Below are 21768 nucleotides of genomic sequence, written 5' to 3'. Positions count from 1 at the left end.
CTTCGGTGGATGGGGGATGGATGCTTCTTCGCGTGCGCATCGCACTGCCCGACAGGCCGGGTTCGCTGGCGCAGGTCACCAAGGTCCTGGGTGTGGCGGGGGCGGACATCACCCAGGTGATCGTCCTCGACCGTGGCGCGGGTGTGGCCGTGGACGACATCACGGTCTTCTGGCCGGACGGCACGCCCAGGCAGGCCCTGGTCAAGAGCCTGGAGGGAGTCGACGGTGTGCGGGTCGAGGGCATCTGGACCACGCGCGAGGCGCCCGGCACCTACCCGGAGCTGGAGATACTCAAATACATCACGACGGCGGGCGACCGGGCCCTGACCACGCTCGTCGACTCGCTCCCCGTGCTGTTCAGCGCCGACTGGGCTGCGACGACCGCCGAGAACCGCGTGTTGTACGCCAGCTGGCGCGCCCCGCAGGAGCTGACCATCCCGGACGACGTGCCCGCGCGCCCGGCGGCAATGACGCTCGACGAGGGCCTGCACGTCATTCACGCCCCGCTGCCGCCGCTCGCCATCACGCTCCTGCTGGCCCGCTCCGAAGGTCCCGCCTTCCACCGCATCGAGGTCCACCGCCTCACCAGGATCCTGGAGATCTTCCTCAGCCTGCCCGCCACCGAGCGAAGCGTGGCCCGCCAGCTGCGCAAGTAACCATCCGGCCGGAAAACCCGCTAGAGTTACTTGAGCAACGCGGAAGTGGCTCAGTGGTAGAGCATCACCTTGCCAAGGTGAGGGTCGCGGGTTCGAATCCCGTCTTCCGCTCGGAGATCTGGCCCGGTGGCGTGGCCGAGAGGCGAGGCAGCGGCCTGCAAAGCCGTCCACACGGGTTCAAATCCCGTCGCCACCTCGTAAGGACGATTAGCTCAGCGGGAGAGCGCTTCCCTGACACGGAAGAGGTCACTGGTTCAATCCCAGTATCGTCCACCGCAGAAACCCCAGGTCAACGGCCTGGGGTTTCTTGTTTCTCCGGTTACGGATCAAGGAATCGGGAGCACCTCGCCGGACGTGGCGCCGCGGTCGGCGCACAGGGCGGGCAGCATGGTGGTCTTGGTTGACGCCGGCCGCGCTGATCGGCATGGGCGTACACGCAGAAGGCCCCGGCAGGCCGGGGCCTTCGCGACTTCTCAGGTGACGGTGTCGGGGTTGGCCGACAGCAGCACCTGCGTCCAGCCGTTGGCGTCCACCACGCCCTGCCCGGTCAGGTCATCACCCCGGCCGTCGTGCGGGTTCTCATCGAAGTAGCGGTGCACCGACCCCTCGGCGTTCCTGTGGCCGTAGTAGACACCGCCGCCCGGCGACAGCAACTGGTCGAACACCTGCCAGGTCGTGTCACGCAACTGGTAGCGCTGCCACGACTCCGCACCATTGATCTTGTACGAGATCAGCGCACCCGCCGAGGTCGTGCCCAGAATCCAGCTCGGACCCGTCGCGGTCAGCGTCTTCAGCGTGAACCCATTCCCGATCAGCGTATTACCCGTGATATCCGCCAACGCCGGCTTGTCGGCCGTCAGCTTGTACCGGCGCAACGCACCATCGGCGATACCGAACAGATAAGACGACCCGTCATACGCCAGCAGATCGTGCGTCCACCCCGTTCCCAAGAACACCGGCTTCTCGAAAATCACCGTACCCTGCACCGTGCCGATATCGACCCGATACAAGCGGCCGCCCGTGCCGTCCTCGGTCACCAGCAGCGTGTTGTGATTCAGCGTCGCTATCGCCTTCGGCTTGAACCCCAGCGACACCGCCGACACCTCGGCACCCGACGTCCGCTTACCGGTCGCCGCGTCAATCGACGTGTACGTCAACAAACCGTTCGACAGCACCCCGTACACCGAGGCCACACCGTTGGGGCCGTCGATGTAGGGCCAGATGGCGTTGACGATGATCTGTGCGTCACTGGCCTCGACCTGGTACCGGTCGGGGTAGGCCGAGACCTGGACGGCTTGGCAGACTTCGCCGATCGACGCGGTCTGCCAGCTGTCGTTCGGGTAGACGCGGAGCATCTTGTCGAGGAAGGCGTTGGTGGCCCACGTCGGGTTCAGGCGCTGGGTCCTGCTGCCCCAGGAGGCTCGCTGCTGGAACAGGCCCAGGCTGTCGTGGTCGACTTCCTCGCTGATGTTCTGGATGCTGGACTCCACGATCGTCGTGGCGATCGCGATGGCGGCGGCCCGCTTCGGCAGCCCGCGGTCGTGCACGGCCTTGATCACCATGCGGGCGCAGGAGACGCGGTAGGCGGTCATGTAGCCGCGCATCTTGTCGTCGAGCGCGCTGTTGAGCTGGGTGGCCAGGGCCGCGTCCGTCGAGGTGGTGCCGCCGGGGTCGCAGGCGACCGTGGCGTAGGCGGCGGTGATGTCCGACGCCTCCATCGGCGGGTCCGTCGGGTCGGCCATCGCGGGGTGGGATAACCCGATCAGGGCGATCAGGGCCGTGGCCGTGACGGCGGCGCGTGCCGGTAGGCCCTTCACGAGCTGGTCACGGTGTCGGGGTTGGCCGACAGCAGCACCTGCGTCCAGCCGTTGGCGTCCACCACGCCCTGCCCGGTCAGGTCATCACCCTGGCCGTCGTGCGGGTTCTCATCGAAGTAGCGGTGCACCGACCCCTCGGCGTTCCTGTGGCCGTAGTAGACACCGCCGCCCGGCGACAGCAACTGGTCGAACACCTGCCAGGTCGTGTCACGCAACTGGTAGCGCTGCCACGACTCCGCACCATTGATCTTGTACGAGATCAGCGCACCCGCCGAGGTCGTGCCCAGAATCCAGCTCGGACCCGTCGCGGTCAGCGTCTTCAGCGTGAACCCATTCCCGATCAGCGTATTACCCGTGATATCCGCCAACGCCGGCTTGTCGGCCGTCAGCTTGTACCGGCGCAACGCACCATCGGCGATACCGAACAGATAAGACGACCCGTCATACGCCAGCAGATCGTGCGTCCACCCCGTTCCCAAGAACACCGGCTTCTCGAAAATCACCGTATCCCTCACCGTGATGACGTCGACCCGATACAAGCGGCCGCCCGTGCCGTCCTCGGTCACCAGCAGCGTGTTGTGATTCAGCGTCGCTATCGCCTTCGGCTTGAACCCCAGCGACACCGCCGACACCTCGGCACCCGACGTCCGCTTACCGGTCGCCGCGTCAATCGACGTGTACGTCAACAGACCGTTGGACAGGACGCCGTAAACGGACGCGTCGCCCTTGGGAGACACCGGGCCGCAGTTGCGGCTCTCGACGTTGTCCCACTCCATGCCGTTGGCCTGGCCGTAGGTGACGCCGTTGAAGATCGGCTTGATGCGTTCGGACCCGGCGAACCCCCACGAGGCGTCCCCATCGCCGTTGGCGTCGTAGGCGAGCTCGAAGTGCAGGTGGGGGTGGTCGTTGGACTCCGCCCCGGTCCTGCCGACCTTGCCGATCACGGTTCCCCGCTCCACCTTGTCCCCGGCCGAGACGGCACGGGACTGGAGGTGGATGTAGGTGGTGAAGTAGCCGCCGCCGTGATCGATCTGCACGACGTGGCCGCCGTTGTCATGCCAGAAGGACCTGTCCACAGTCCCGCCGGCGGCCGCTAGCAGGGTGGCGCCTTCGGTGCCGTGCTGGTCGGGCTCCTTGACCATGTCGAGGGCGGGCGCGTGGGCCCAGCTGTTCAGCTGCCACTTCTGGCCGCATGGGAAGGGAAGCTGGAAGTTCGGTACGGCCAGCGCCGGGCTCGCCAGGCCGACGACGCAGAACGCGGCGGCGAACAATGTGGCGATGAACCCGCGTAATATTGCGGATCGCGACATGAGATTCCTCCAGGTGAATTCCGAGTGGGCGGGAAATGCTCAGACAAGCGATTCACATTCCCGCTGACTTCTCCTGTGCGGAACCGACCATAGGAGGCGGCGGTATAGCGCGGGTATGTTTACCGGGTTGTCGCGTGCCGCTCCAGGAAGGGTAAACATCCGCTTCGTCCACTCCGAGGGACGAACCGGGCGGCAGCGCGGCCGGCACGTGGGAGTTGGCGCGGGCCGACGGCCAGGCGTACCCGTCCCAGCGCTGGGCCAACTCGGGCGGCGGGAACCCCCCCCCCCCACGGAACCAAGCCCCAGCTCACGGCACCTGCCGGGAGCTGGGGCTTGTTGTTGTTCCGGGTTGATCACGGTTGCTGTCGGCACCGATGACTTCCTGCCGGCCGAGCAGCGGTACGACTGGCGTCCACATCGACCAGGTTGCGATTAGGCTCGCAGCCGAGCGATCCGTCGTCCTTTGGCGAACAAGACCGCACCAATCGGCGTGAACACCACGCCTAGTCCACCGACGATCAGCGGAGCGAGGAACGCGGACCAGAACGACGCAACCCGCGCGTTGGACGGATCGTCCGGGTCGTAGGCGACAGGTACGCTTTCGCCTTCCTTGTGGGACGGTGGGTTGCTGCCAGTGGAGCTCTGAAACGAGTACCGCCTGGCGTCGACGGTGAACTCCACGGTCGGGTACCACGACGTGTCGCGGCGGATATGGCCGCCGGAACTCCGTGTCGTGGTGGTCCGTGCGGTCAGCTCGACCACGGTACCCTCGGTCTGGTTGGCCGAGGCCAGGAAGCTCGCCGTAGAGGCGGCCAGCGCGATGCCGACGCAGAGCAGCACCAGCCCGACGAGACCGAATATCCCGCCGACGATGGTAAATAACCGTCCGTTGTGCATGGGACGAGTCTGCCCAACATGGAGCAATGTGTCATGTGGGACTCGAGGCTGCCCACTGGCCACCACCGCCTTCATCACCGCCCAGCGTCACCGGCTCCGTGGTGACCCGGCAGACCCCGAGCTGGATGATCGACAGGGACCGCAGCAGCTCCGCCGCCTCGGGCTGAACCGAAACGGCCGCGAACGCGTCCTGGTAATAAATGAGTGGCATTCACCGAATGCCCCTCGTTAACGTGGATCCACGTCGAAAGGAAGGGGCGGATCCCAGCCGCCCCCGCAACGTCATGGAAAGGCCAGCCATGCGCTACGCAGCCGCCGCACTCGGGCAGGAACGGTGCCTCTATCGCCGGCCTGCGGTGTCCGGCTGCGCGCTCATCGGGCAGGCTTCGGGGTAATCCGAAACGAAGGATGATCCGGAGGCCGCCAGGGACATACCCAGGCGGCCTTTCTCTTTCCTTGCTTTTTGACAACTCCACAGCGGAAGACATCGGTCCACGCCGCAGAGGCCGAACTGGTAAGGCAGCTGGCTTCCAACCAGCAGGACGGGGTTCGAGTCCCCGCTGCGGCTCTGAAGCGTCCGTAGCCCAATGGGAGAGGCGCCGGCCTAAGGAGCCGGGCGGTGCGGGTTCGAATCCCGCCGGACCGGCCCTATAGCTCAATGGATAGAGCGCCGGCCTACGAAGCCGGGTCTGTTGCAGGTTCGAATCCTGCTGGGGCTACTTGTCTGCTGGGCTACTTGAATGTGTTACGCACACATTCCCTCTCGCGCGAGCTGGGCACCTGGGGAGCCCACCCGGCCGTAAACCGGACGCTTCGGCTGTGGCGGTTCGACTCCGTCCTCGCGCACGATCCGCCTCGCCATTGTGAGGGCCGGGTGGACTTGGCGCAGTTCGCGGGTGCGGAGGCAGGCCTGCAAAGCCCGTCCGAGCGAGTTCGACTCTCGCCTGCGTCTCTTCGATGATCTTCCGCTGCGGAGCCGTATGCCCGCCCGTTCATCGGTGGGTCCTTAGCGTCGTTTCAGAAGCTTCGTGCCATATGCCTGTCCAGCGCGGCTGAGCTTGACAGAATGGATTGACCGGGGTGCGGACGGTAAGACTCAGGGGAGGACGTCCACGTGGCCGATCTGCGCGGTGTCATCGCTGGACTCATTCGGCGGCCGGCGTTCTGGCGAGCGGACCCACCACTCCCCATCGTGCTGGTGACAGGCGAGCACGCGTTCGAGGCGCTGACAAAGCTGGCCAAGCCCTTTAAGGGCGACGTGCCGTACGCCTCGGTCGAGGAGGGCGCTCACGCGAATGTGAGCGAGTTGGTGGAGGCCCTGGCGGGAGACCGCAAGCTGGGCAAGCCGGTAGGCGGATCCTTCCTGCCCGCGCCCCGCTTCCCCTTCGTCCAGTTCGTCCTGTGGGCGAAGAAGCAGCCTGAGGAGGGCGGCTACGGGGAGTGGAAGAAGCGGCTCAGGAGGCGCAATCGCGGCGGCGACCACAATGTCAGGACCACAGCCGACTTCCTGACCCGCGCGGCCACCACGTGGGTCCCGCTCGGGACGTTCGCCGTCTGGTGGGTGGGCGGCGCATCCGACCTCGTCGGCATCATTCCGTGGCTGCTGGGCGGCACGGTGGCGGTGATCGGCACCGCGGCGATGGGGGTGCTGTCGATCAGGGGATCGCTGTTCACCGGCTGGTTCCGCAAGCAGCCCTATCTGCGGCGCGCCCCGTTCGAGCGGCTCCCCGATTACGCCTCACGCCTGGCGAAGGCGAGCGACCCGGATCTCGAGCTGCTCTTGGTCCATGCGCTCTGCGGCGACATGCGCACGGCGTACAAGAAGTGGGTCATTCCCTGGCCGAGCTGGGGCCGGGGGCTGTACTCCCTCGTACTCCTCGAGATCAAGAATTCGTCGGGGGTGAACGCCGACTTCCTTCACCTCCTGGAGAAGACCACGGAGGAGACCGGGCTACTGCCCCCGATGATCGTGCTGGCCTCCGTGCCCGACGACTTCACCACCGCGACATCAGCCAAGCCCCTGGAGTTCAGCGACCTCGACGTCGCGGTCAAGAAATGGCAGGAGCTGGCGAAGCGGCGCCTTCCCCGCCTGAGGCTCGACCTCCGGTCTTCCGACCCGCCCTCGGACCAGCTGGCGCAGACGTACAAGCCGCGGCTGGTACGGAGCCGGTTGCGCGCGCTCGGATACTGGGGCGCCGTTCTCCTCCTGGTCACCGCGCCCCTCGCCTGGGTCTTCTGGGCCCAGCAGGACAGGGACGCGCACTGTGGCGGCCTTGCCTGGGTGGAGCGGATCGACGGAGAGTGCGTGGGCGTCGTCAACGCGGCGGAAGACACGCCGGACGACCTGTTCGACGGCGAGGTGAAGAACCTCATCAAGAAGATCGACGAAAACAACGACTTTGCCACGAGCTCGGGCAGGTACGTCAGCGTGGTCCTGTTCGGCGAGTTCTCGATCAAGAAGGCGGCGGCGGACGACACCCGCCTGGCGAGCGCGATATCCGAACTCGCGGCCGTCGAGGAATACCAGCGCACGGTCTCCGGCACCCCGCGGCTGCGCGTGCTGATCGCCAACGCGGGCGACAACTTCCGGCAGGGCCGGCGGACGGCGGAGCTCATCACCAGGCTGGCCGAAGCCGACCGGCACGTCATGGGCGTGGTCGGCTTTGGCCGTAGCGTCGAGGGAGTCAGGCAGGCAGTCGACGTGCTGCACGCCGCGAAGATCCCGATGGTGGCCGGCACGGCGACCGCGGATCGGCTCGGCTACCTCGATGACACCGGCAACCCGTCTCCGTACTACTTCCACGTGGGCCCCACCAACTTCCGCGAGGCCTCGCTGGCGGCCAGGTTCGCCGGCAGGCTCAAGCTCACGTCGGCGGTCATCGTGCAGGACGGCTCGCCCAGCGACGATTACACCAACAACCTGGCCGCCGACCTCGAGACGACGCTGGTCCAGCAGGGCGTCGACGTCAAGGACCGCCTCTCCTACACCGTGAACGCCGGCGGGATCTCCGCGGCAGCGGTGAAGGCCTGCGAGCTCAAGCCGGACGTCCTGATGTACGCGGGGCGCGCCCCGGAGTTCCGCGACTTCCTCGTCGCGATCGAAGGCAAGGCCTGCGGGACCGGTGTGCTCAAGGTGATCGCCGGTGACGACGTCGTCAAGGTGGTGGTCGACCACGGCGCCGAGATCGCCAACATGAAGCAGGTCGAGGTCTACCACCTGGCACTGGCGAACCGGGCCCTCTGGTCGGCCGGCTCCGCCAAGCCGACGGCGTTCGTCGGCAGGCTGCTCCAGGGCGCGCACAGGAAGGCCGCGGACGAGAACCTCATCCTCACCTACGACGCCATCAGCGTGGTGTACCAGGCCGCCAATGCCGCCTATCTCGCAGCCAGCACCGATCAGGGGCTGCCCAGCAGGGGCGACATCCTCTACCGGCTCTCCCGTACCTCCGGCAGCTCATCCTGGGAGGGATCTGGCGGTGTGATCGACTTTGCCCCGTCGGAGCGGCACGGTCCGGTGAACAAGGTGGTCGCCATCATGAAGGTGGAGAAAACAGCGTGGGGGTATGCCAAGCCGGTCGTCCGCTGCGGGGTGCTCGACACGAACGAGCCGCCGCCGAAGGACGCCATCTGCGACCGCCTCCCCGACGCGGCCCCGAAGTGACGGCACAATCTCGCGCGGGAAGGCGCGCTCAAGGGGCGGGGATCTGGGTCATGGTGTAACAGGCGTAGCGGGCGCCAGTGATCAGGGCCCAGTAACGGTCGCCGTAGGACCAGTGCCACCACTCGGTGGGGTAGTTGACGAAACCGGCGGAGGCCATGGCGGTCGCCAGGATGTCGCGGTTGCGGCGGGCTTCAGCGGAGATGCCGCAGTAGGCGGTGTAGCACGCGTCGGTGTCCTCCGGAGGGGTGGCGTTGACCTGCGTCCCCATGGGCAACTCCGTGCCGGCGGCCGTGCACAGGGTCAGGTCGACGGCGCCTCCGGTGACGTGCGGGGCCACCTGCGGCGGGGAGACGTAACGGCTGGCCTCCACATAGACCTGCCTGTCGTCCCAGCCGGGGTTGGCTCCCCGGTGTCTGGCCACGGACGCGGCGAAATACTTCTCCTGGACGGAAACCGGGCGGAATCCTTCCACCACCAGCAGCCGGAGCGCACGGGGCAGACGTGCCTGGGCGGCGATCAGGCGGTCGGCCACGCTCAGCCGTACGCGCGCGAAGGCTCCTTCCGGGTCGGCCAGGCGCTCGTCGACCCGGAGTGCCGGCAGGGTCCGCAGATCCACCAGGGCTTCACCGCACTCCTTCACCGGCACCTCGGCGATCCGCGGGTCGGACAGGAGCACGATGTCGGGCATGGAGACCTCCAGGTGGTGACAGGGAGGCTTCATGATGCATCCGCCCGCTTCAAAAACGCTGTAATCCCTCTCCACCGAGCTCGCGATACTCCCGCGCCTCGTGCAGCCGGAAGATCTCCAGCGCCTCCGCCCTGGCCGTCGCCGCGGCGGCGTCGTCGCCGAGTGCCTCGTGCACCTGGGCCAGGTCGCGCAGGGTGCGCGCGCGAGACAGGGCGGCGCGCAGCGTTCCCCAGAGCGCCATTGATTCCTCCAGGCGGCTCTTGGCCTGGTAAAGCCGCCCCTCGGCCAGGTCCAGCTCACCGAGCGTGCGCAGCGTCCACGCCTCGCCCCAGCGGTCGTTGAGCATGCGCGTCACCGGGAGGACCTCCGCCAGTGCGCGGCCCGCCGCGTCGAACTGGCGCAGCCGTACCTGGGTCTTGGCCAGAGCGGACAGGCCGTACGCCTCCATCAGCCTGTCGCCCAGCTCGCGAAAGATCTCCAGCGCCCGCTCGCACAGCTCCTGCGACTCCGCCAGCTCGCCGCGCGCTCGGTGGTAGAGGGACATGGTGCGCAGGGTCAGTCCTTCCCCGCGGCGGCTGCCCACGTCCTGGTACAACGACAGTGCCGAGGTCAGCTCGCTCCAGGCGGCCGGGTAGTCGCCGCGCTCCAGGTGGACGCTGCCGGCCAGCCGCCTGACGTGCGCGAGGGCCTCCGGGTCGGCGAGGTCGCTCCACAGCCGGCTCGCCCGCTCCAGGAAGTGCAGGGCCTCGGGCAGGTATCCCTGCTCACGGCAGGAGGCGCCGAGGGCGGCGAGCGTGGCGGCCTCGCCTCTGGTGTCCTGCGCGGCGCGGAACAGCGACAGCGCCTGGCTGAGGTAGTCGCGGGACTCGGCGAAGTGGTCGCGCTCGTAGTACAGGCGGCCGAGTCCCGCGAGCAGGATCGCCTCGCCCAGGGTGTTGTCCATGCGCCGGGCGACGGCGAGGGCGGCCTCGTGCGTGCGGTGCCATGCCGCGAAGGGGTTGTCGAAGACGTACCGGCTGCCTTCGAGGGCCGTGGAGCACAGTGTGGCGGCCAGCTCGACGGCGATGTCGTCGAGGTCCATCGCCGCCGCCAGCTCCACGGCGACGATGAGCGTCTCCTCCTCCCCACGCAGCCAGGCGTGCGGGTCGGCGAGTGCCCCGTGCAGCACCTGCGGGTCCAGCGGCCGCGCGAGATCCGGGGAGGTGCGGTGTACGGGGACTCCGTTGGGTACGGCTTCGCCGAGCCGTTCGATGAGCCACAGCCACCCGCCGAGCACGCGGCGCACCACCGCCGTGCGTTCTGGCGCCGGCTCCTCCTCGTAGGCGCGCTCCCGGGCGAACAGCCGGATCAGGTCGTGCAGCCGGTAGCGGTTCTCCACGACGGTGGCGAGGGAGGCGTCGACGAGGTGCTCCAGCACCCGCTCTGCCTCGTCCAGGCCGGTCTCCGCGGCGGCCGCCGCCACCCACACCGGGATGTACGGCAGGCCGAGCAGGCCCAGGCGGCGCAGCGCGGTCCTGGCCTCGGATGACAGGAGGTTGTAGCTGAGGGCGATGGTGGCTCGTACCTCCTGGTCCCCGACGGCCAGTTCGTCGAGCCTGCGCTGCTCGTCGGCCAGGCGGTCGGCCAGGCGTGCCACTGACCACTGGCGGCGCGAGGCCAGCCTTGATCCCGCGATGCGCAGCGCGAGTGGCAGGCCGCTGCACTGCCGGACGACCCGCTGTGCGGCGTCCGGGTCGGCGGCGATCCGCTCCGCGCCGGTGATCTGCCCCAGGAGGTGCAACGCATCCTGGTCAGGCAGCAGGCCGAGTTCGAGCACCGTGACCCCGGCCAGGCCGGTGAGCCGGTTGCGAGAGGTGACGATCACCCCGCAGCCGGGGGCGCCTGGCAGCAGCGGCCGGACCTGGCTCTCGGTCGCGGCGTCCTCCAGCACGACCAGCTCGCGCCGGCCGGCCAGCAGCGTGCGGTAGCGGGCGGCGCGCTCTTCCATGGTGCCGGGCGGCGGGACGCCGGGCTCCAGCTCCCGCAGCAGCCGGCCGAGGACTTCCAGCGGGGTGGCGGGCGCCTCGCTGGTGCCGCGCAGCTCGACATGCAGCTGACCGTCGGGGTAGAAGCGCGCGACTTCGTGTGCGGCGCGCAGAGCGAGTGCCGACTTGCCGACACCGCCCGGCCCGAAGATCACGCAGACCGGCGTGGAGTCCGGCCTGGTGAGCCGGTCGCACAAGGCGCCGAGCTCGTCCTCGCGGGCGGTGAAGTCGGGCAGTGACGAGGGTAACTGCCTGGGAGGTACGGCTGTCGCCGCACCGGCGAGAAGAGCGGTGTCCGACCGCAGGATGGCCTCGTGCGCCTGCCGCAGCTCGGGCCCCGGCTCGATGCCCAGTTCGTCGATCAGCGCCACCCGGCCCTGCTGGTAGACCGCCAGCGCGTCCGCCTGGCGGCCGGCCCGGTAGAGCACGACCATGAGGTCGCGGCGCAGCCGCTCCCGGACCGGATGTGCCGCGACCAGCTCGGTCAGCTCGTCGATCAGGCCCTCGCCGCCGCCCGTCGCCAGATCGGCCGCGATCCGCTCCTCCAGTACGGCGAGCCGTACCTCCTCGAGTCTGGCGGCCTCGGCCTTCAGGTAGGTGTCGCCGAGCCCGCCCAGGGCCGGGCCCCGCCACAGCGCCAGCGCCGCGCGGAAGGCCTCCCCGGCCTCGCGGTGGCTCTCCTCGCGCGCGGCTCGCCGTCCCTGGCTCACGAGCCGTTCGAACACGTTCTTGTCCAGGGCGTCGGGAGGGATCTCGGCGGTGTATCCCACCTGGTGGGAGACGATGATTCCCGGCCGGCCCGCGCTCTCGAAGGCCCTGCGCAGCGAGGCGACGTAGGTGTGGAGCACGCCTCGGGCGGTCTGCGGCGGGTCGTCCCGCCAGATCGCCTCCATCAGCCGCTCGACGGTGACCGCCCGTCCGGCGTCGAGGAGCAGGGCGGCGAGCAAGGCTCGCGGCTTGCGTCCCCCGAGGGCAAGCTGCCGCCCGTCGCACCACACCTCAATCGGACCCAGGAGGCGTATCTCCATCGGTACTCCCAAAGGCATCGCCGATCCCGGGGGCGATTCTAGAGATCGCCGGTATGTCGCCGGTATGTCCGCGAAAAAGAAGGATCCCGGGATCGCTCCCGGGGTCCTTGGATTCGGAGATGCCAGACGTACGGAGCCCAGCCCGGGCCGATCTCGATGGCGTTGCCGAAGCTGTTGCCGCCCTTGCCGTTCCAGACGTGCAACGCGCCGTCCGCCGTCGTGAAGATCTCCCCGACACCGTTGCCGTCGAAGTCAGCCTCGTACGAGGAGGCACGCGTCCCTCCGACAGGGGCGCTGTAGCCGACGATGTCGATGTTGGAGCGGGAGTAGGAGTTGCTCTGGGTGCGGGCGCAGACAACGGCGTCCCCGGCCTGGGGCGTGTAGCCGCTGCCGCGGGTGTGCCAGGTGCCGTACTTCTGGCCACGTACTTCACGAAGTCGGCGCACCAGTCGCTGTCGCGCCACTGGACGCCGTCGGAGCTCGGGCAGCCGTCGGCGGGCTTCCAGGGGCGGAAGTAGCCGGTGTAGAAGTTGCAGCCACTGCCCATCGGCGACTCGTGGTTGCGTGAGGAGTTGTCGCGCTCGTTCTCCGCTATGGAGACGATGGAGGAGCGGGACACCGCCGACGCCGGCGTGGAGGAGACCGCGACCGCGCTCAGGGCGATGGCGGTTACCGCCAGCGCCGGGCGCAGAAACCGGGCGAATATGATCGCGCGCTCGCCCCTTCGGCCTGTTAGCGTTACCGCCAAGGGGGTGAGCCGCGGTGAAATCCAGGGACGGCAGGCCTGCGGTGCTGGTGGACGTGGCCGTTCTCGCCGGCGTTTCCACGATGACCGTCTCGCGTGTGCTCAACGCGCCCGAACGGGTCAGGGCCGAGACACGGGCCCGCGTGCTGGCCGCCGTCAAGGAGCTCGACTACCGGCCCAACCAGGCCGCCCGCCAGCTCGTCACCGGCCGCTCCGGCGTGCTCGGCGTGGTCAGCATCGACACCACGCTCTACGGCCCCGCCTCGACGCTCTACTGCATCGAGCAGGCCGCCAGGCACGCCGGCTACAACGTCAGCATCGCCAGCCTGAGCTCGCTCAACCGCAGGTCGATGGAGGAAGGCGTGCAGCGGCTGCGCGCCCAGGCGGTCGACGGCGTCATCATCGTGGCGCCGCACGAGTCGGCGGCCGACGGCCTGCGCCACCTGCCGCCCGAGATGCCGGTGGTCGCGGTGGACGCGGGCGACGACATCCCCGTGCCGGTCGCCAAGGTGGACCAGAGGGCCGGCGCCGCCCGCGTGACCAGGCACCTGCTCAGCCTCGGCCACGAGACGGTCTGGCACGTGGCGGGACCGGCCGACTGGCTCGACGCCAACGACCGCATCGCGGGCTGGCGCGGCGTGCTGGAAGCCGCCGACCGGCCGGTGCCCGAGATCCTGCGCGGCGACTGGAGTGCGCGCTCCGGCTACCAGCTCGGCCGCGACCTCGCCCGGAACGCCGAGGTCACCGCCGTGTTCGTGGCCAACGACCAGATGGCGCTCGGCGTGCTGCGCGCGCTGCGGGAGGCGGGGCGGCGCGTCCCCGAGGACGTGAGCGTGGCCGGGTTCGACGACATCCCCGAGGCCGCCTACTTCTGGCCGCCGCTGACGACCGTGCGGCAGGACTTCCAGGAGGTCGGCCGGCACGCCTTCCACATGTTGCTGGACCGGATGGCGGGCGCCGAGCCCGACGCCCGCCGGCTGGTGGAGCCGGAGCTCATCGTCCGCGAGAGCACCGCTAGCCGATCCTGATCACGTTCCAGGAGACCGGGGGCAGCAGGACGCGCATCGGGTCGTGCTCGACGTCCGCGTTCGGCTTCGGTGTGACGCGGTCCGGGCCGTCGGCCGTGTTGCGGGCGTAGACGTCGGCGTCCGTCAGCGTGGTGGCCTCGATGATCCGCTTCCCGCCGAGGGCTCGCGCGTCGATCTTCAGGGACAGCGGCCCGTCGGTGGAGCGGTTGACCGCGAACACCGTCGTGCCCTCGGCGGAGTGCGTGGCCACGGCGTGCAGCAGCGGCACCTCGCCGAACTCGGCCGTCTCGTACGTCGGCGACACCGGCTCGATCCGCAGCACATCGCCCGCCGCGAGCCTGGACGCCTGCGCGAACGGGTGGAACGTGGTCTGCTTCCACGCCCGCCCACCGGGCTCGGTCATGATCGGCGCGATCACGTTCACCAGTTGCGCCAGCGAGGCGGCGGTCACCCGGTCGCTGTTGCGCAGCAGCGTGATGAGCAGGCCGCCGAACGCGACCGCGTCGGCCAGGTGGTAGTGGTCCTCCAGCAACGGCGGCGCGACCGGCCAGTCGGCGGGGGGCTCGGCGTTCTGGAAGCGCGACAGGTACCAGACGTTCCACTCGTCGAAGGAGACGTCGATGCGCTTGCGCGACTTGAGCCGGGCGCCGACGTGGTCGGCGGTGGCCACGACCGAGCGGATGAAGTACTCCATATTGGTCGAGCAGGCCAGGAAGCTGCCGAGGTCGCCGTCCTTCTCCTCGTAGTAGGCGTGGCAGGAGATGTAGTCCACCAGGTCGTAAGTCTCCTCCAGCACCTCGGCCTCCCAGGCGCCGAAGGTCGGCATGGAGGAGCTGGAGCTGCCGCAGGCCACCAGCTCCAGGTCGCGCTCCACCATGCGCATGGCGCGGGCGGTCTCGGCGGCGAGCCTGCCGTACTCGCGGGCCGTCTTGTGCCCGGTCTGCCAGGGGCCGTCCATCTCGTTGCCCAGGCACCACATCCTGATGCCGTGCGGCTCCTTGGCACCATTGGCGGCACGCAGGTCGGACAGCGCGGTGCCGGACGGGTGGTTGCAGTATTCCAGCAGGTCGAGCGCCGCCTCGATGCCGCGGGTGCCGAGGTTGATCGCCATCATCGGCTCGACGCCGGCCTTGCGGCACCAGCGCGCGAACTCGTCGACGCCGACCTCGTTCGTCTCGGTGCTGTGCCAGGCCAGGTCGAGCCGGCGCGGGCGCTGGTCCTTGGGCCCGATGCCGTCCTCCCACCGGTAGCCGGAGACGAAGTTGCCGCCCGGGTAGCGGACCGTGGAGACTCCCAGCTCCCTGGTCAGGTCCAGCACGTCGCGGCGGAAGCCGTCCTCGTCGGCCGTCGGGTGCCCCGGCTCGTAGATGCCGGTGTAGACGCAGCGCCCGAGGTGCTCGACGAACGTGCCGAACGTACGCCGGCGCACCGGAGCGACTTTGAACGCGGGATCGATCGTGAGCTGGGCCTGATGCACGAAGGTGGCTCCTGTTTCGCGGGCGTTACTTCGCACAGATTGTTAGCGTTATCAGCACGGCTGGTCAAGGTCGTGCGATCACGAAAACGGGTTGCGATCAAAGCCTTGACATCCTTCTTGTTACCGCTAACACTCCGGTTAACCCCGACGAAACATCGAGGCAACCGTGCAAGATCCCCCCAAAGTCACCCGCCGGAGCCTCCTCGGCGGCAGCTTGGCGCTGGTCGGCGCCGCGGCCGCCGGATGCGCCATCCCGGTAGGGCTCGGCTCCGCTCAGACCCGCGTCCAGTACTGGCACTTCCTCGGTGCGAGCGACGGCATCATCATGAACCAGATGGTCTCGGCGTTCGCCAAGGACAACCCGAACATCTTCGTCGAAGAGAACGTGCTCGCCTGGGGCGAGCCTTATTACACCAAGATCGCCATGGCCGGTTCCGGCGGGCGGTCGCCCGACCTGGCCACCTTCCACCTGGCCCGGCTGGCCGGGATCGGCGCCGGCGCCATCCTCGACCCCATCAACGTGAAACTGCTGGAGGAGGCCGGCCTGCGCGCCGCCGACTTCAGCCCGCCCATCTGGGAACGCGCCCAGCTCGACGGCGTGTTGTACGCGATCCCGTTCGACGCCCACCCGATGGTGCTGTACTACAACACCGACATCTGCGGCAAGGCGGGACTGCTCGGCTCGGACGGCAAGCTCCTGCCCACCCGCAACCAGGACGAGCTGCTGGCCATGCTGCGCAAGGTCAAGGAGACGCTGGGCGGCAAGCCGCCGCTGGTCTTCGACGCGCTCGGCCTGGGCACCGTGGGTCCCTGGCGGGTGTGGTATTCGCTCTATGCGCAGAGCGGCGGCACCCTGCTGGCGGACGACGGCGTCACGATCACCATCGACGACCAGAAGGCGCTGCAGGCGCTGCGGCTCATGGCGCAGCTCGGCCAGGAAGGGCTGTGCGACCCGCGCACCGACTACGGCGCCTCCGTGGCCAGCTTCACCAACGGCCAGTCGGCCTTCCTGTGGAACGGCGACTGGGAGACCACCGGGCTCAAGGAACGCAAGACGCCGTTCAGCATGACCCGCTTCCCGAGCGTCTTCGGCACGGGCGCGGCGCAGGCCGACTGCCACGCGTTCGTCCTGCCGCACCAGCGCTTCCGCGATCCCGAGGTCGAGCGGGCCACCTACCGCTTCATCGCCTACCTCATCAAGAACAGCGCCGACTGGGCGGTCGCCGGGCACGTGCCCGCGTACCTGCCCGCCCTGGAGGAGCCCGACTACCTCGCGCTGCAGCCCCAGTCGGAGTACCGCTCCGTCATCACCGAGGTCGCGCTCGATCCCCAGGTGTGGTTCACCGGGTCGGCGTCGCGGATGTGGATCGAGTTCGGGGAGGCGTTCTCCCCGGTGATCAGCGCTGAACGCACGCCGGAAGATGGCCTGGCCGCGGCCAAGGCCTCGCTGAACCGGCTCCTGTCGGCCCCGAACCCCTTCCCCGACCAGGAGCGATGATGACCACCACCGTCGCCGCCCCCGCCGCCGCCACCCCTGCCGCCACCGAGGCCAAGGTCCGGCGCAGCTGGACCCAGCACGGGTTGCTGTTCGTCGCGCCCTTCCTGCTCATCTACGTGGCCTTCCTGGTCTGGCCGACCGTGCAGGGCCTGCGGATGAGCATGTCGAGCGTCAACATCGCCGGCACCAACGACACCCTCGTCGGGTTCGACAACTACGCCGAGGCGTTCGCCGACCCGCGCATGTGGCGCTCGCTCTGGAACACGGTGGTCTTCACCGTGCTGAGCACGGTCCCGCTGGTGCTGCTCGGTCTCGGGTTCGCGTTGCTGGTGCACCATCTGCGGTTCGTGCAGTGGCTCTGGCGGCTGTCGTTCTTCGGGCCGTTCCTGCTGCCGTCGGCCGTGGTGTCGATCCTCTGGCTGCAGATGATCTACCCGCCCGACTACGGCCTGATCAACGGCACGCTCGGCACCGAGTTCACCTGGCTGACCGACCCGTCGACCTCCATGTTCTCGGTGGTGCTGACCACGGTCTGGTGGACGGTCGGCTTCAACTTCCTGCTCTACCTGGCCGCCTTGCAGTCCATCCCCCAGCACCTGTACGAGGCGGCCGCCATCGACGGCGCCTCCGCCTGGGACAAGATGCGCTCGATCACGCTGCCGCTGCTCGGCCGCACGACCGCGCTGATCGTGGTGCTGCAGCTGCTCGCGTCGTTGAAGGTCTTCGACCAGATCTACCTCATGACCGGCGGCGGGCCCGAGGACTCCACCAGGCCGATCATCGAGTACGCCTACGACATGGGCTTCACCGGTTACCGCATCGGTTACGCCTCGGCCGTGTCGTACATCCTGTTCGCCATCATCGTCATCGTCTCCCTGGCACAGCTGCGGCTGTTCCGCAAGCGCGCGGAGGGCTCGTCATGACCAAGCGGTTCAGCATCAGCCAGCTCATCCTGCTGGTGGTGGCGCTGGCGCTGGCGATCATCTGGCTGGCGCCCATCGCCTGGGCCGTCGCCGTCTCGCTCAAGCCCGAGTCCGAGACCACGAAGATCCCGCTGGAGTGGATCGGCAGCGCGATCACGCTGGACTCCTACCAGCTGGTCCTGGGCACCGGCGGCATCGTCAAGTGGGCGATCAACTCCACCGTGACCGCGGTGATCACTACGTTCCTGACCGTGTTGTTCTCCGCGATGGCGGCCTACGGGTTCGCGCGGACGCAGTTCCGCGGCCAGCGGGCGCTGCTGGCGGTCATCCTGGCCGGGATCATGGTGCCGCCGCAGGTGCTGATCGCGCCGTTGTTCGCGGAGATGGTCGCCCTCGGGCTGGTCGACACCTGGTGGGCGATCATCCTGCCGCAGGTGGCCGCGCCGCTGATCGTGTACGTCCTGTACAAGTTCTTCCAGGACGTGCCGCCGGAGCTGGAGCAGGCCGCGTTCGTGGACGGGGCGGGGCGCTGGCGGGTGTTCTTCACGATCGTGCTGCCACTGTCGCGGCCCGTGCTGGCCGCGGTGTCGATCTTCACGTTCATCACCACGTGGAACAACTTCCTGTGGCCGTTCCTGGTCTCCACCGACCCGAACACGATGACGCTGCCGGTAGGGCTGGCGAACGTCGTGCAGGGCACCTTCGGCCTGCGGTACGCGCAGATCATGGCGTCCGTCGTGCTGGCCGGGCTGCCGCTGCTCGTGGTGTTCGTGCTGTTCCAGCGGCAGATCGTCCGCGGCGTCGCGCACACCGGCCTGGCCGGCCAGTGATAGTCATCCGTTGAGGCCGGCGGCGGTGCGCCCACTGTGAGGTCAAGCCACCGCCGACCTCCCCATAACCGTCAGGTTGCCAGGCAATCACCAGGAAGTGACGGTAGTCTCGCTCGGCATGAACTGGCAGCGCAAGGTGAACAAAGCGCTGGTCAGGTTCACCGGATTCCAGATCGAACGGGCCGGGAAAGAGCCGTCGGCCCCTCCCGTTCCCGACGTCCGACCGCCCGCGGATCCGCTGACCGACCGGCTGCTCGAAGCCCCCGTGTTCCTCCTGTCCCCCGTGCGGTCCGGCTCGACGCTCCTGCGGTCGATACTGAACGCCCACTCGGCGCTGCACGCTCCTCATGAGTTGCACGTACGACGCCTGAAGGTGAGTTTCGAGACGAGCCTGGCGTCGAAGGCGATGGCGGCGCTCGGCCACAACCAGGCCGATCTGGAGCATCTGCTGTGGGACCGCGTCCTGCACCGGGAGCTGGTCCGCAGCGGCAAACGGCACGTCGTGGACAAGACACCCGCCAACGCCTTCGTCTACCAGCGCATCGCGACGTGCTGGCCCGACGCCCGCTTCATCTTCCTGCTGCGCCACCCCGCCTCGATCGCCACGTCCTGGCACGAGGCCAGCCCCGACAAGCGCACTCCCGACGAGGCCGCACTGGACGCGCTGCGGTACATGAAGGCCGTGCAGCGGGCCAGGAAGGCACTGCCCGGCCTGACCGTCAAGTACGAGGAGCTCAGCGCCGAGCCGGAGCGCGTCACCCGGGAGATCTGCGCGTTCCTGGGCCTGGAGTGGGAGCCGGAGATGCTCTCCTACGGCAAGCAGAGCGTGATCCAGAAAGGGCTCGGCGACTGGCGCGACAAGATCCGATCCGGCACCGTGCAGCCCGCCCGCGAACTGCCCGCCGAGCACGAGATCCCGGACGCGCTCAAGCCGATTTCCCGTACCTGGGGGTACATCTCGTGAAGATCCGCTATCTCATGCTGCACGCGTACGGCATGGGCGGCACCATTCGCACGATCGTCAACCAGGCGAACGCGATGGCCGCGGCGGGACACGAGGTGGAGCTGGTCAGCGTGGTACGCCGGCGCGACAGGCCGCGGTTCGCGCTGGACCCGCGGATCACGATCACCACGCTGGTGGACCAGCGTGGTGGGCGCCGGCCCGACTCCATCGGGCGCAGGGCCTGGCGCCGGATGCGCGGCAAGGTCGTGCCACGGGGCGAGTTCGCGGCCGACTACTTCACCGAGCGGGTGGAATGGGCGGCCATGGACTACTGCGCCAAGCTGCGCGACGGCATCCTGGTCACCAACCGGCCGGCGCTGAACCTGATCTCCGCCCGCCGTACCCCCAAGAGCGTCATCAGGGTCGCCCAGGAGCACATGAACCTGTCGGCCTACCCCGACACCATCCGCAGGGAGATCGCCCGCCACTACGGGCGGTTCGACGCGATCACCGTGCTGACGGGGACGAACCGGCTCGAATACCAGCGGCTGCTCCCCGCGACGCCGATCGTGCAGATCCCGAACGCCGTGCACAGGGTCGATCAGAACCGTTCCCGTCAGGCCAACCCCGTCGTGGTCGCGGCCGGCCGGCTGGTGCCGCAGAAGGGGTTCGACCTGCTCATCGCGGCCTTCGCCCAAGTGGTGGCCGAGCATCCGGACTGGCGGCTGCGCATCTTCGGCACCGGGCCGCGCAAGAGCCAGCTGAGCGGGCTCGTCGAGCAGTACGGGCTGCGCGAGCACGTGGCGCTGCCCGGGCGTACCGACCGGCTGGAACGGGAGCTGACCGAGGCCTCCGTGTACGCGCTGAGCTCGCGGGTCGAGGGGCTGCCCATGGTGATGATCGAGGCCATGACGCACGCACTGCCGGTGGTGGCGTTCGACTGCCCGACCGGGCCGCGGGACGTGCTGAGCGACGGCGTGGACGGGGTGCTGGTGCCGCCCCGGGACGTGGACGCGCTGGCCGGGGCGCTGAAGCGAGTCGTCGCGGATCGTCAGCTGCGGGTGCGAATGGGGAAAGAGGCGGCGAAAACGTCTCGGGCGTACGCGCCGGAACTCGTGATGCCCTTGTGGGAGGATTTGTTCTCTGAGCTGATGCAGGGCGAGCGCGTGACGGACAGTTTCTGGAGCGGCAGCAGGTAGAGCCCGGGTTCTTTAGACATTGCCCAAAAGATCTACTCGTCGGAATCCGCGACACTATCGGCTTTCTTGGGCGTTTTATCCCTTAATTTCGCTTATATCGGCAAAAGCACCCTCAAGGGCGGTGCAGTCTGGGTCAATGCGTACCCGGAACGCCATCCTGGCTGCCTTGGCAGGCATTGTTGCCCTGGTCACAGGGCTCGCCGCGCCCGCACACGCGAGCGCGTCGCCGCTCCTTCCCGTCACCGCCGTCGACGCCCCCACGATGTACGGCCGCGCCGCCTACCTGCTCGACGCCTCCTCCGGCGAGGTGTTGTTCGAGGACAACAGCGCCGAGCGCATGCCGATCGCCAGCCTCACCAAGACGATGACGGCCTATGTCGTGCTGAAGACCGCCAAGCCGACGGACGTGGTCGAGATCGCTCCCGCCGACGTCGCCTACGCCGAGGACGGCGGCGGCACCACCGCGGACCTGCGCGCCGGCGACCGCCTCACGGTGGACGAGCTCCTGTACGGCCTGATGCTGCCCTCTGGAGCCGATGCCGCGCACGCCCTGGCCCGCACCTACGGCCCCGGCGTCGGCGGCTTCGTCACCAAGATGAACGCGACCGCCCGCCAGCTCGGCATGACCGACACCCGGTACGTCAACGCCGACGGCCTCCCCATGCCGGGCGGCGACGGCTACTCCACCGCGCGCGACCAGGCCCTGCTGGCTGCCAAGGCGCTGGAGCTCCCGCTGATCAAGGAGACGGCCGGCACCCGGTACCACTCGCTGGACGCCAACGATGAGCACCGCTCGTACAGCTGGCGCAACACCAACCGGCTCCTGCGGACGACGCCGGACGCGATCGGGCTGAAGACCGGGTTCACCCGGGCGGCCGGGTTCTGCCTGGCGTTCGCGAGTGAGCAGGACGGGCGGCGCCTGGTAGGCGTGCTGCTCGGGGAGTCCGACTCCAGCCGCCGCTTCGCCACGGCCGAGGAGTTGCTGACCTGGGGCGCGAGCCGCCAGTCCGCCTGACGCCCGGCGTGCCGGCCCTCCGGCGCCGG

The 21768-nt window shown here is 68.7% G+C and carries 17 protein-coding genes and 8 tRNA genes; 17 read left to right on the top strand and 8 right to left on the bottom strand.

Features of this window, described 5'->3' with window-relative positions; all coding sequences use genetic code 11:
- Positions 1 to 32: 32 nt before the first annotated feature.
- From OHA25_RS31435 to OHA25_RS31420, 4 genes are all read left to right on the top strand, one after another.
- Positions 33 to 656: an amino acid-binding protein gene (locus OHA25_RS31435; protein ID WP_327580568.1), complete on the top strand. Its 624-nt coding sequence runs from the start codon at positions 33 to 35 to the stop codon at positions 654 to 656.
- Positions 657 to 695: 39 nt separating this feature from the next.
- Positions 696 to 767: transfer RNA gene (locus tag OHA25_RS31430), tRNA-Gly, on the top strand.
- Positions 768 to 781: 14 nt separating this feature from the next.
- Positions 782 to 852 (top strand) — tRNA-Cys (locus OHA25_RS31425).
- 5 nt (positions 853 to 857) lie between these two features.
- Positions 858 to 929 (top strand) — tRNA-Val (locus tag OHA25_RS31420).
- Between the two features lie 200 nt (positions 930 to 1129).
- On the opposite strand, the gene OHA25_RS31415 is transcribed toward OHA25_RS31420, so the two are convergent.
- The 4 genes from OHA25_RS31415 to OHA25_RS31395 form a co-directional block, all read right to left on the bottom strand.
- Positions 1130 to 2473, bottom strand: coding sequence for a hypothetical protein (locus tag OHA25_RS31415; protein ID WP_327580567.1), 1344 nt, complete (start codon positions 2471 to 2473; stop codon positions 1130 to 1132).
- Positions 2470 to 3783 carry a M23 family metallopeptidase gene (locus tag OHA25_RS31410; RefSeq protein WP_327580566.1) on the bottom strand — a complete coding sequence of 438 codons (1314 nt, stop codon included), beginning with the start codon at positions 3781 to 3783 and terminating at the stop codon, positions 2470 to 2472. The genes OHA25_RS31415 and OHA25_RS31410 overlap by 4 nt, the downstream gene beginning before the upstream one ends.
- A 432-nt stretch (positions 3784 to 4215) precedes the next feature.
- Positions 4216 to 4680: a DUF3592 domain-containing protein gene (locus OHA25_RS31400; protein WP_327580565.1), complete on the bottom strand. Its 465-nt coding sequence runs from the start codon at positions 4678 to 4680 to the stop codon at positions 4216 to 4218.
- 31 nt (positions 4681 to 4711) lie between these two features.
- Entirely contained in the window at positions 4712 to 4891 is a 180-nt protein-coding gene (locus OHA25_RS31395) for a hypothetical protein (RefSeq protein ID WP_327580564.1), read from the bottom strand.
- A 285-nt stretch (positions 4892 to 5176) separates the two neighbouring features.
- Here OHA25_RS31395 and OHA25_RS31390 point away from each other — a divergent pair.
- The 6 genes from OHA25_RS31390 (at position 5177) to OHA25_RS31365 (ending at position 8341) form a co-directional block, all read left to right on the top strand.
- A tRNA-Gly gene (locus tag OHA25_RS31390) sits at positions 5177 to 5248 on the top strand.
- Positions 5249 to 5255: 7 nt separating this feature from the next.
- Positions 5256 to 5326 (top strand) — tRNA-Leu (locus OHA25_RS31385).
- Positions 5325 to 5399 (top strand) — tRNA-Arg (locus OHA25_RS31380). The genes OHA25_RS31385 and OHA25_RS31380 overlap by 2 nt, the downstream gene beginning before the upstream one ends.
- Before the next feature lie 46 nt (positions 5400 to 5445).
- Positions 5446 to 5526 (top strand) — tRNA-Tyr (locus tag OHA25_RS31375).
- Between the two features lie 36 nt (positions 5527 to 5562).
- A tRNA-OTHER gene (locus OHA25_RS31370) sits at positions 5563 to 5632 on the top strand.
- 162 nt (positions 5633 to 5794) lie between these two features.
- A complete protein-coding gene (locus tag OHA25_RS31365; RefSeq protein ID WP_327580563.1) occupies positions 5795 to 8341 on the top strand; it encodes an ABC transporter substrate-binding protein in 2547 nt (848 codons plus the stop codon).
- Positions 8342 to 8369: 28 nt separating this feature from the next.
- Here OHA25_RS31365 and OHA25_RS31360 read toward each other — a convergent pair whose 3' ends face one another.
- From OHA25_RS31360 to OHA25_RS31350, 3 genes are read right to left on the bottom strand one after another with little or no spacing between them, the layout of a single operon-like run.
- Positions 8370 to 9062 carry a M15 family metallopeptidase gene (locus tag OHA25_RS31360; RefSeq protein WP_327580562.1) on the bottom strand — a complete coding sequence of 231 codons (693 nt, stop codon included), beginning with the start codon at positions 9060 to 9062 and terminating at the stop codon, positions 8370 to 8372.
- A gap of 16 nt (positions 9063 to 9078) precedes the next feature.
- Positions 9079 to 12081, bottom strand: coding sequence for an AfsR/SARP family transcriptional regulator (locus OHA25_RS31355; RefSeq protein WP_327580561.1), 3003 nt, complete (start codon positions 12079 to 12081; stop codon positions 9079 to 9081).
- Positions 12082 to 12119: 38 nt separating this feature from the next.
- A complete protein-coding gene (locus tag OHA25_RS31350; protein WP_327580560.1) occupies positions 12120 to 12527 on the bottom strand; it encodes a hypothetical protein in 408 nt (135 codons plus the stop codon).
- 316 nt (positions 12528 to 12843) lie between these two features.
- Between OHA25_RS31350 and OHA25_RS31345 the strand changes: the two genes are divergently transcribed.
- On the top strand, positions 12844 to 13854 hold the full coding sequence (locus OHA25_RS31345; RefSeq protein WP_327580559.1) for a LacI family DNA-binding transcriptional regulator: 1011 nt from the start codon (positions 12844 to 12846) through the stop codon (positions 13852 to 13854).
- On the opposite strand, the gene arfA is transcribed toward OHA25_RS31345, so the two are convergent.
- Complete coding sequence (gene arfA / locus OHA25_RS31340) at positions 13841 to 15331, bottom strand: arabinosylfuranosidase ArfA (protein ID WP_327580558.1); 1491 nt, start codon at positions 15329 to 15331, stop codon at positions 13841 to 13843. The genes OHA25_RS31345 and arfA overlap by 14 nt on opposite strands.
- Before the next feature lie 166 nt (positions 15332 to 15497).
- Between arfA and OHA25_RS31335 the strand changes: the two genes are divergently transcribed.
- From OHA25_RS31335 to OHA25_RS31310, 6 genes are all read left to right on the top strand, one after another.
- Positions 15498 to 16829: an extracellular solute-binding protein gene (locus tag OHA25_RS31335; RefSeq protein ID WP_327580557.1), complete on the top strand. Its 1332-nt coding sequence runs from the start codon at positions 15498 to 15500 to the stop codon at positions 16827 to 16829.
- On the top strand, positions 16829 to 17752 hold the full coding sequence (locus OHA25_RS31330; protein ID WP_327580556.1) for a carbohydrate ABC transporter permease: 924 nt from the start codon (positions 16829 to 16831) through the stop codon (positions 17750 to 17752). The genes OHA25_RS31335 and OHA25_RS31330 overlap by 1 nt, the downstream gene beginning before the upstream one ends.
- Complete coding sequence (locus OHA25_RS31325) at positions 17749 to 18582, top strand: carbohydrate ABC transporter permease (RefSeq protein WP_327580555.1); 834 nt, start codon at positions 17749 to 17751, stop codon at positions 18580 to 18582. Before OHA25_RS31330 ends, OHA25_RS31325 begins: the two co-directional genes overlap by 4 nt.
- 97 nt (positions 18583 to 18679) lie before the next feature.
- The gene (locus OHA25_RS31320; protein ID WP_327580554.1) at positions 18680 to 19546 is read left to right on the top strand and encodes a sulfotransferase family protein; all 867 of its coding nucleotides are present in this window, start codon (positions 18680 to 18682) and stop codon (positions 19544 to 19546) included.
- A complete protein-coding gene (locus OHA25_RS31315; RefSeq protein WP_327580553.1) occupies positions 19543 to 20724 on the top strand; it encodes a glycosyltransferase family 4 protein in 1182 nt (393 codons plus the stop codon). Before OHA25_RS31320 ends, OHA25_RS31315 begins: the two co-directional genes overlap by 4 nt.
- Positions 20725 to 20890: 166 nt before the next feature.
- Positions 20891 to 21739, top strand: a complete 849-nt coding sequence (locus OHA25_RS31310; RefSeq protein WP_327580552.1) for a D-alanyl-D-alanine carboxypeptidase family protein — start codon at positions 20891 to 20893, stop codon at positions 21737 to 21739.
- The last annotated feature ends 29 nt before the right edge of the window (positions 21740 to 21768 follow it).

This window comes from Nonomuraea sp. NBC_00507 (genome assembly GCF_036013525.1).
Lineage (GTDB): Bacteria > Actinomycetota > Actinomycetes > Streptosporangiales > Streptosporangiaceae > Nonomuraea.
This window is presented reverse-complemented; position numbering and strand designations above follow the sequence as displayed.

What these genes read in the sequence shown, in the direction of transcription:
- OHA25_RS31395 (WP_327580564.1), bottom strand. Translation starts at nt 4,891, where the DNA reads ATGCCACTCATTTATTACCAGGACGCGTTCGCGGCCGTTTCGGTTCAG.
- OHA25_RS31355 (WP_327580561.1), bottom strand. Translation starts at nt 12,081, where the DNA reads ATGGAGATACGCCTCCTGGGTCCGATTGAGGTGTGGTGCGACGGGCGG.
- OHA25_RS31330 (WP_327580556.1), top strand. Translation starts at nt 16,829, where the DNA reads ATGACCACCACCGTCGCCGCCCCCGCCGCCGCCACCCCTGCCGCCACC.
- OHA25_RS31410 (WP_327580566.1), bottom strand. Translation starts at nt 3,783, where the DNA reads ATGTCGCGATCCGCAATATTACGCGGGTTCATCGCCACATTGTTCGCC.
- OHA25_RS31325 (WP_327580555.1), top strand. Translation starts at nt 17,749, where the DNA reads ATGACCAAGCGGTTCAGCATCAGCCAGCTCATCCTGCTGGTGGTGGCG.
- OHA25_RS31400 (WP_327580565.1), bottom strand. Translation starts at nt 4,680, where the DNA reads ATGCACAACGGACGGTTATTTACCATCGTCGGCGGGATATTCGGTCTC.
- OHA25_RS31360 (WP_327580562.1), bottom strand. Translation starts at nt 9,062, where the DNA reads ATGAAGCCTCCCTGTCACCACCTGGAGGTCTCCATGCCCGACATCGTG.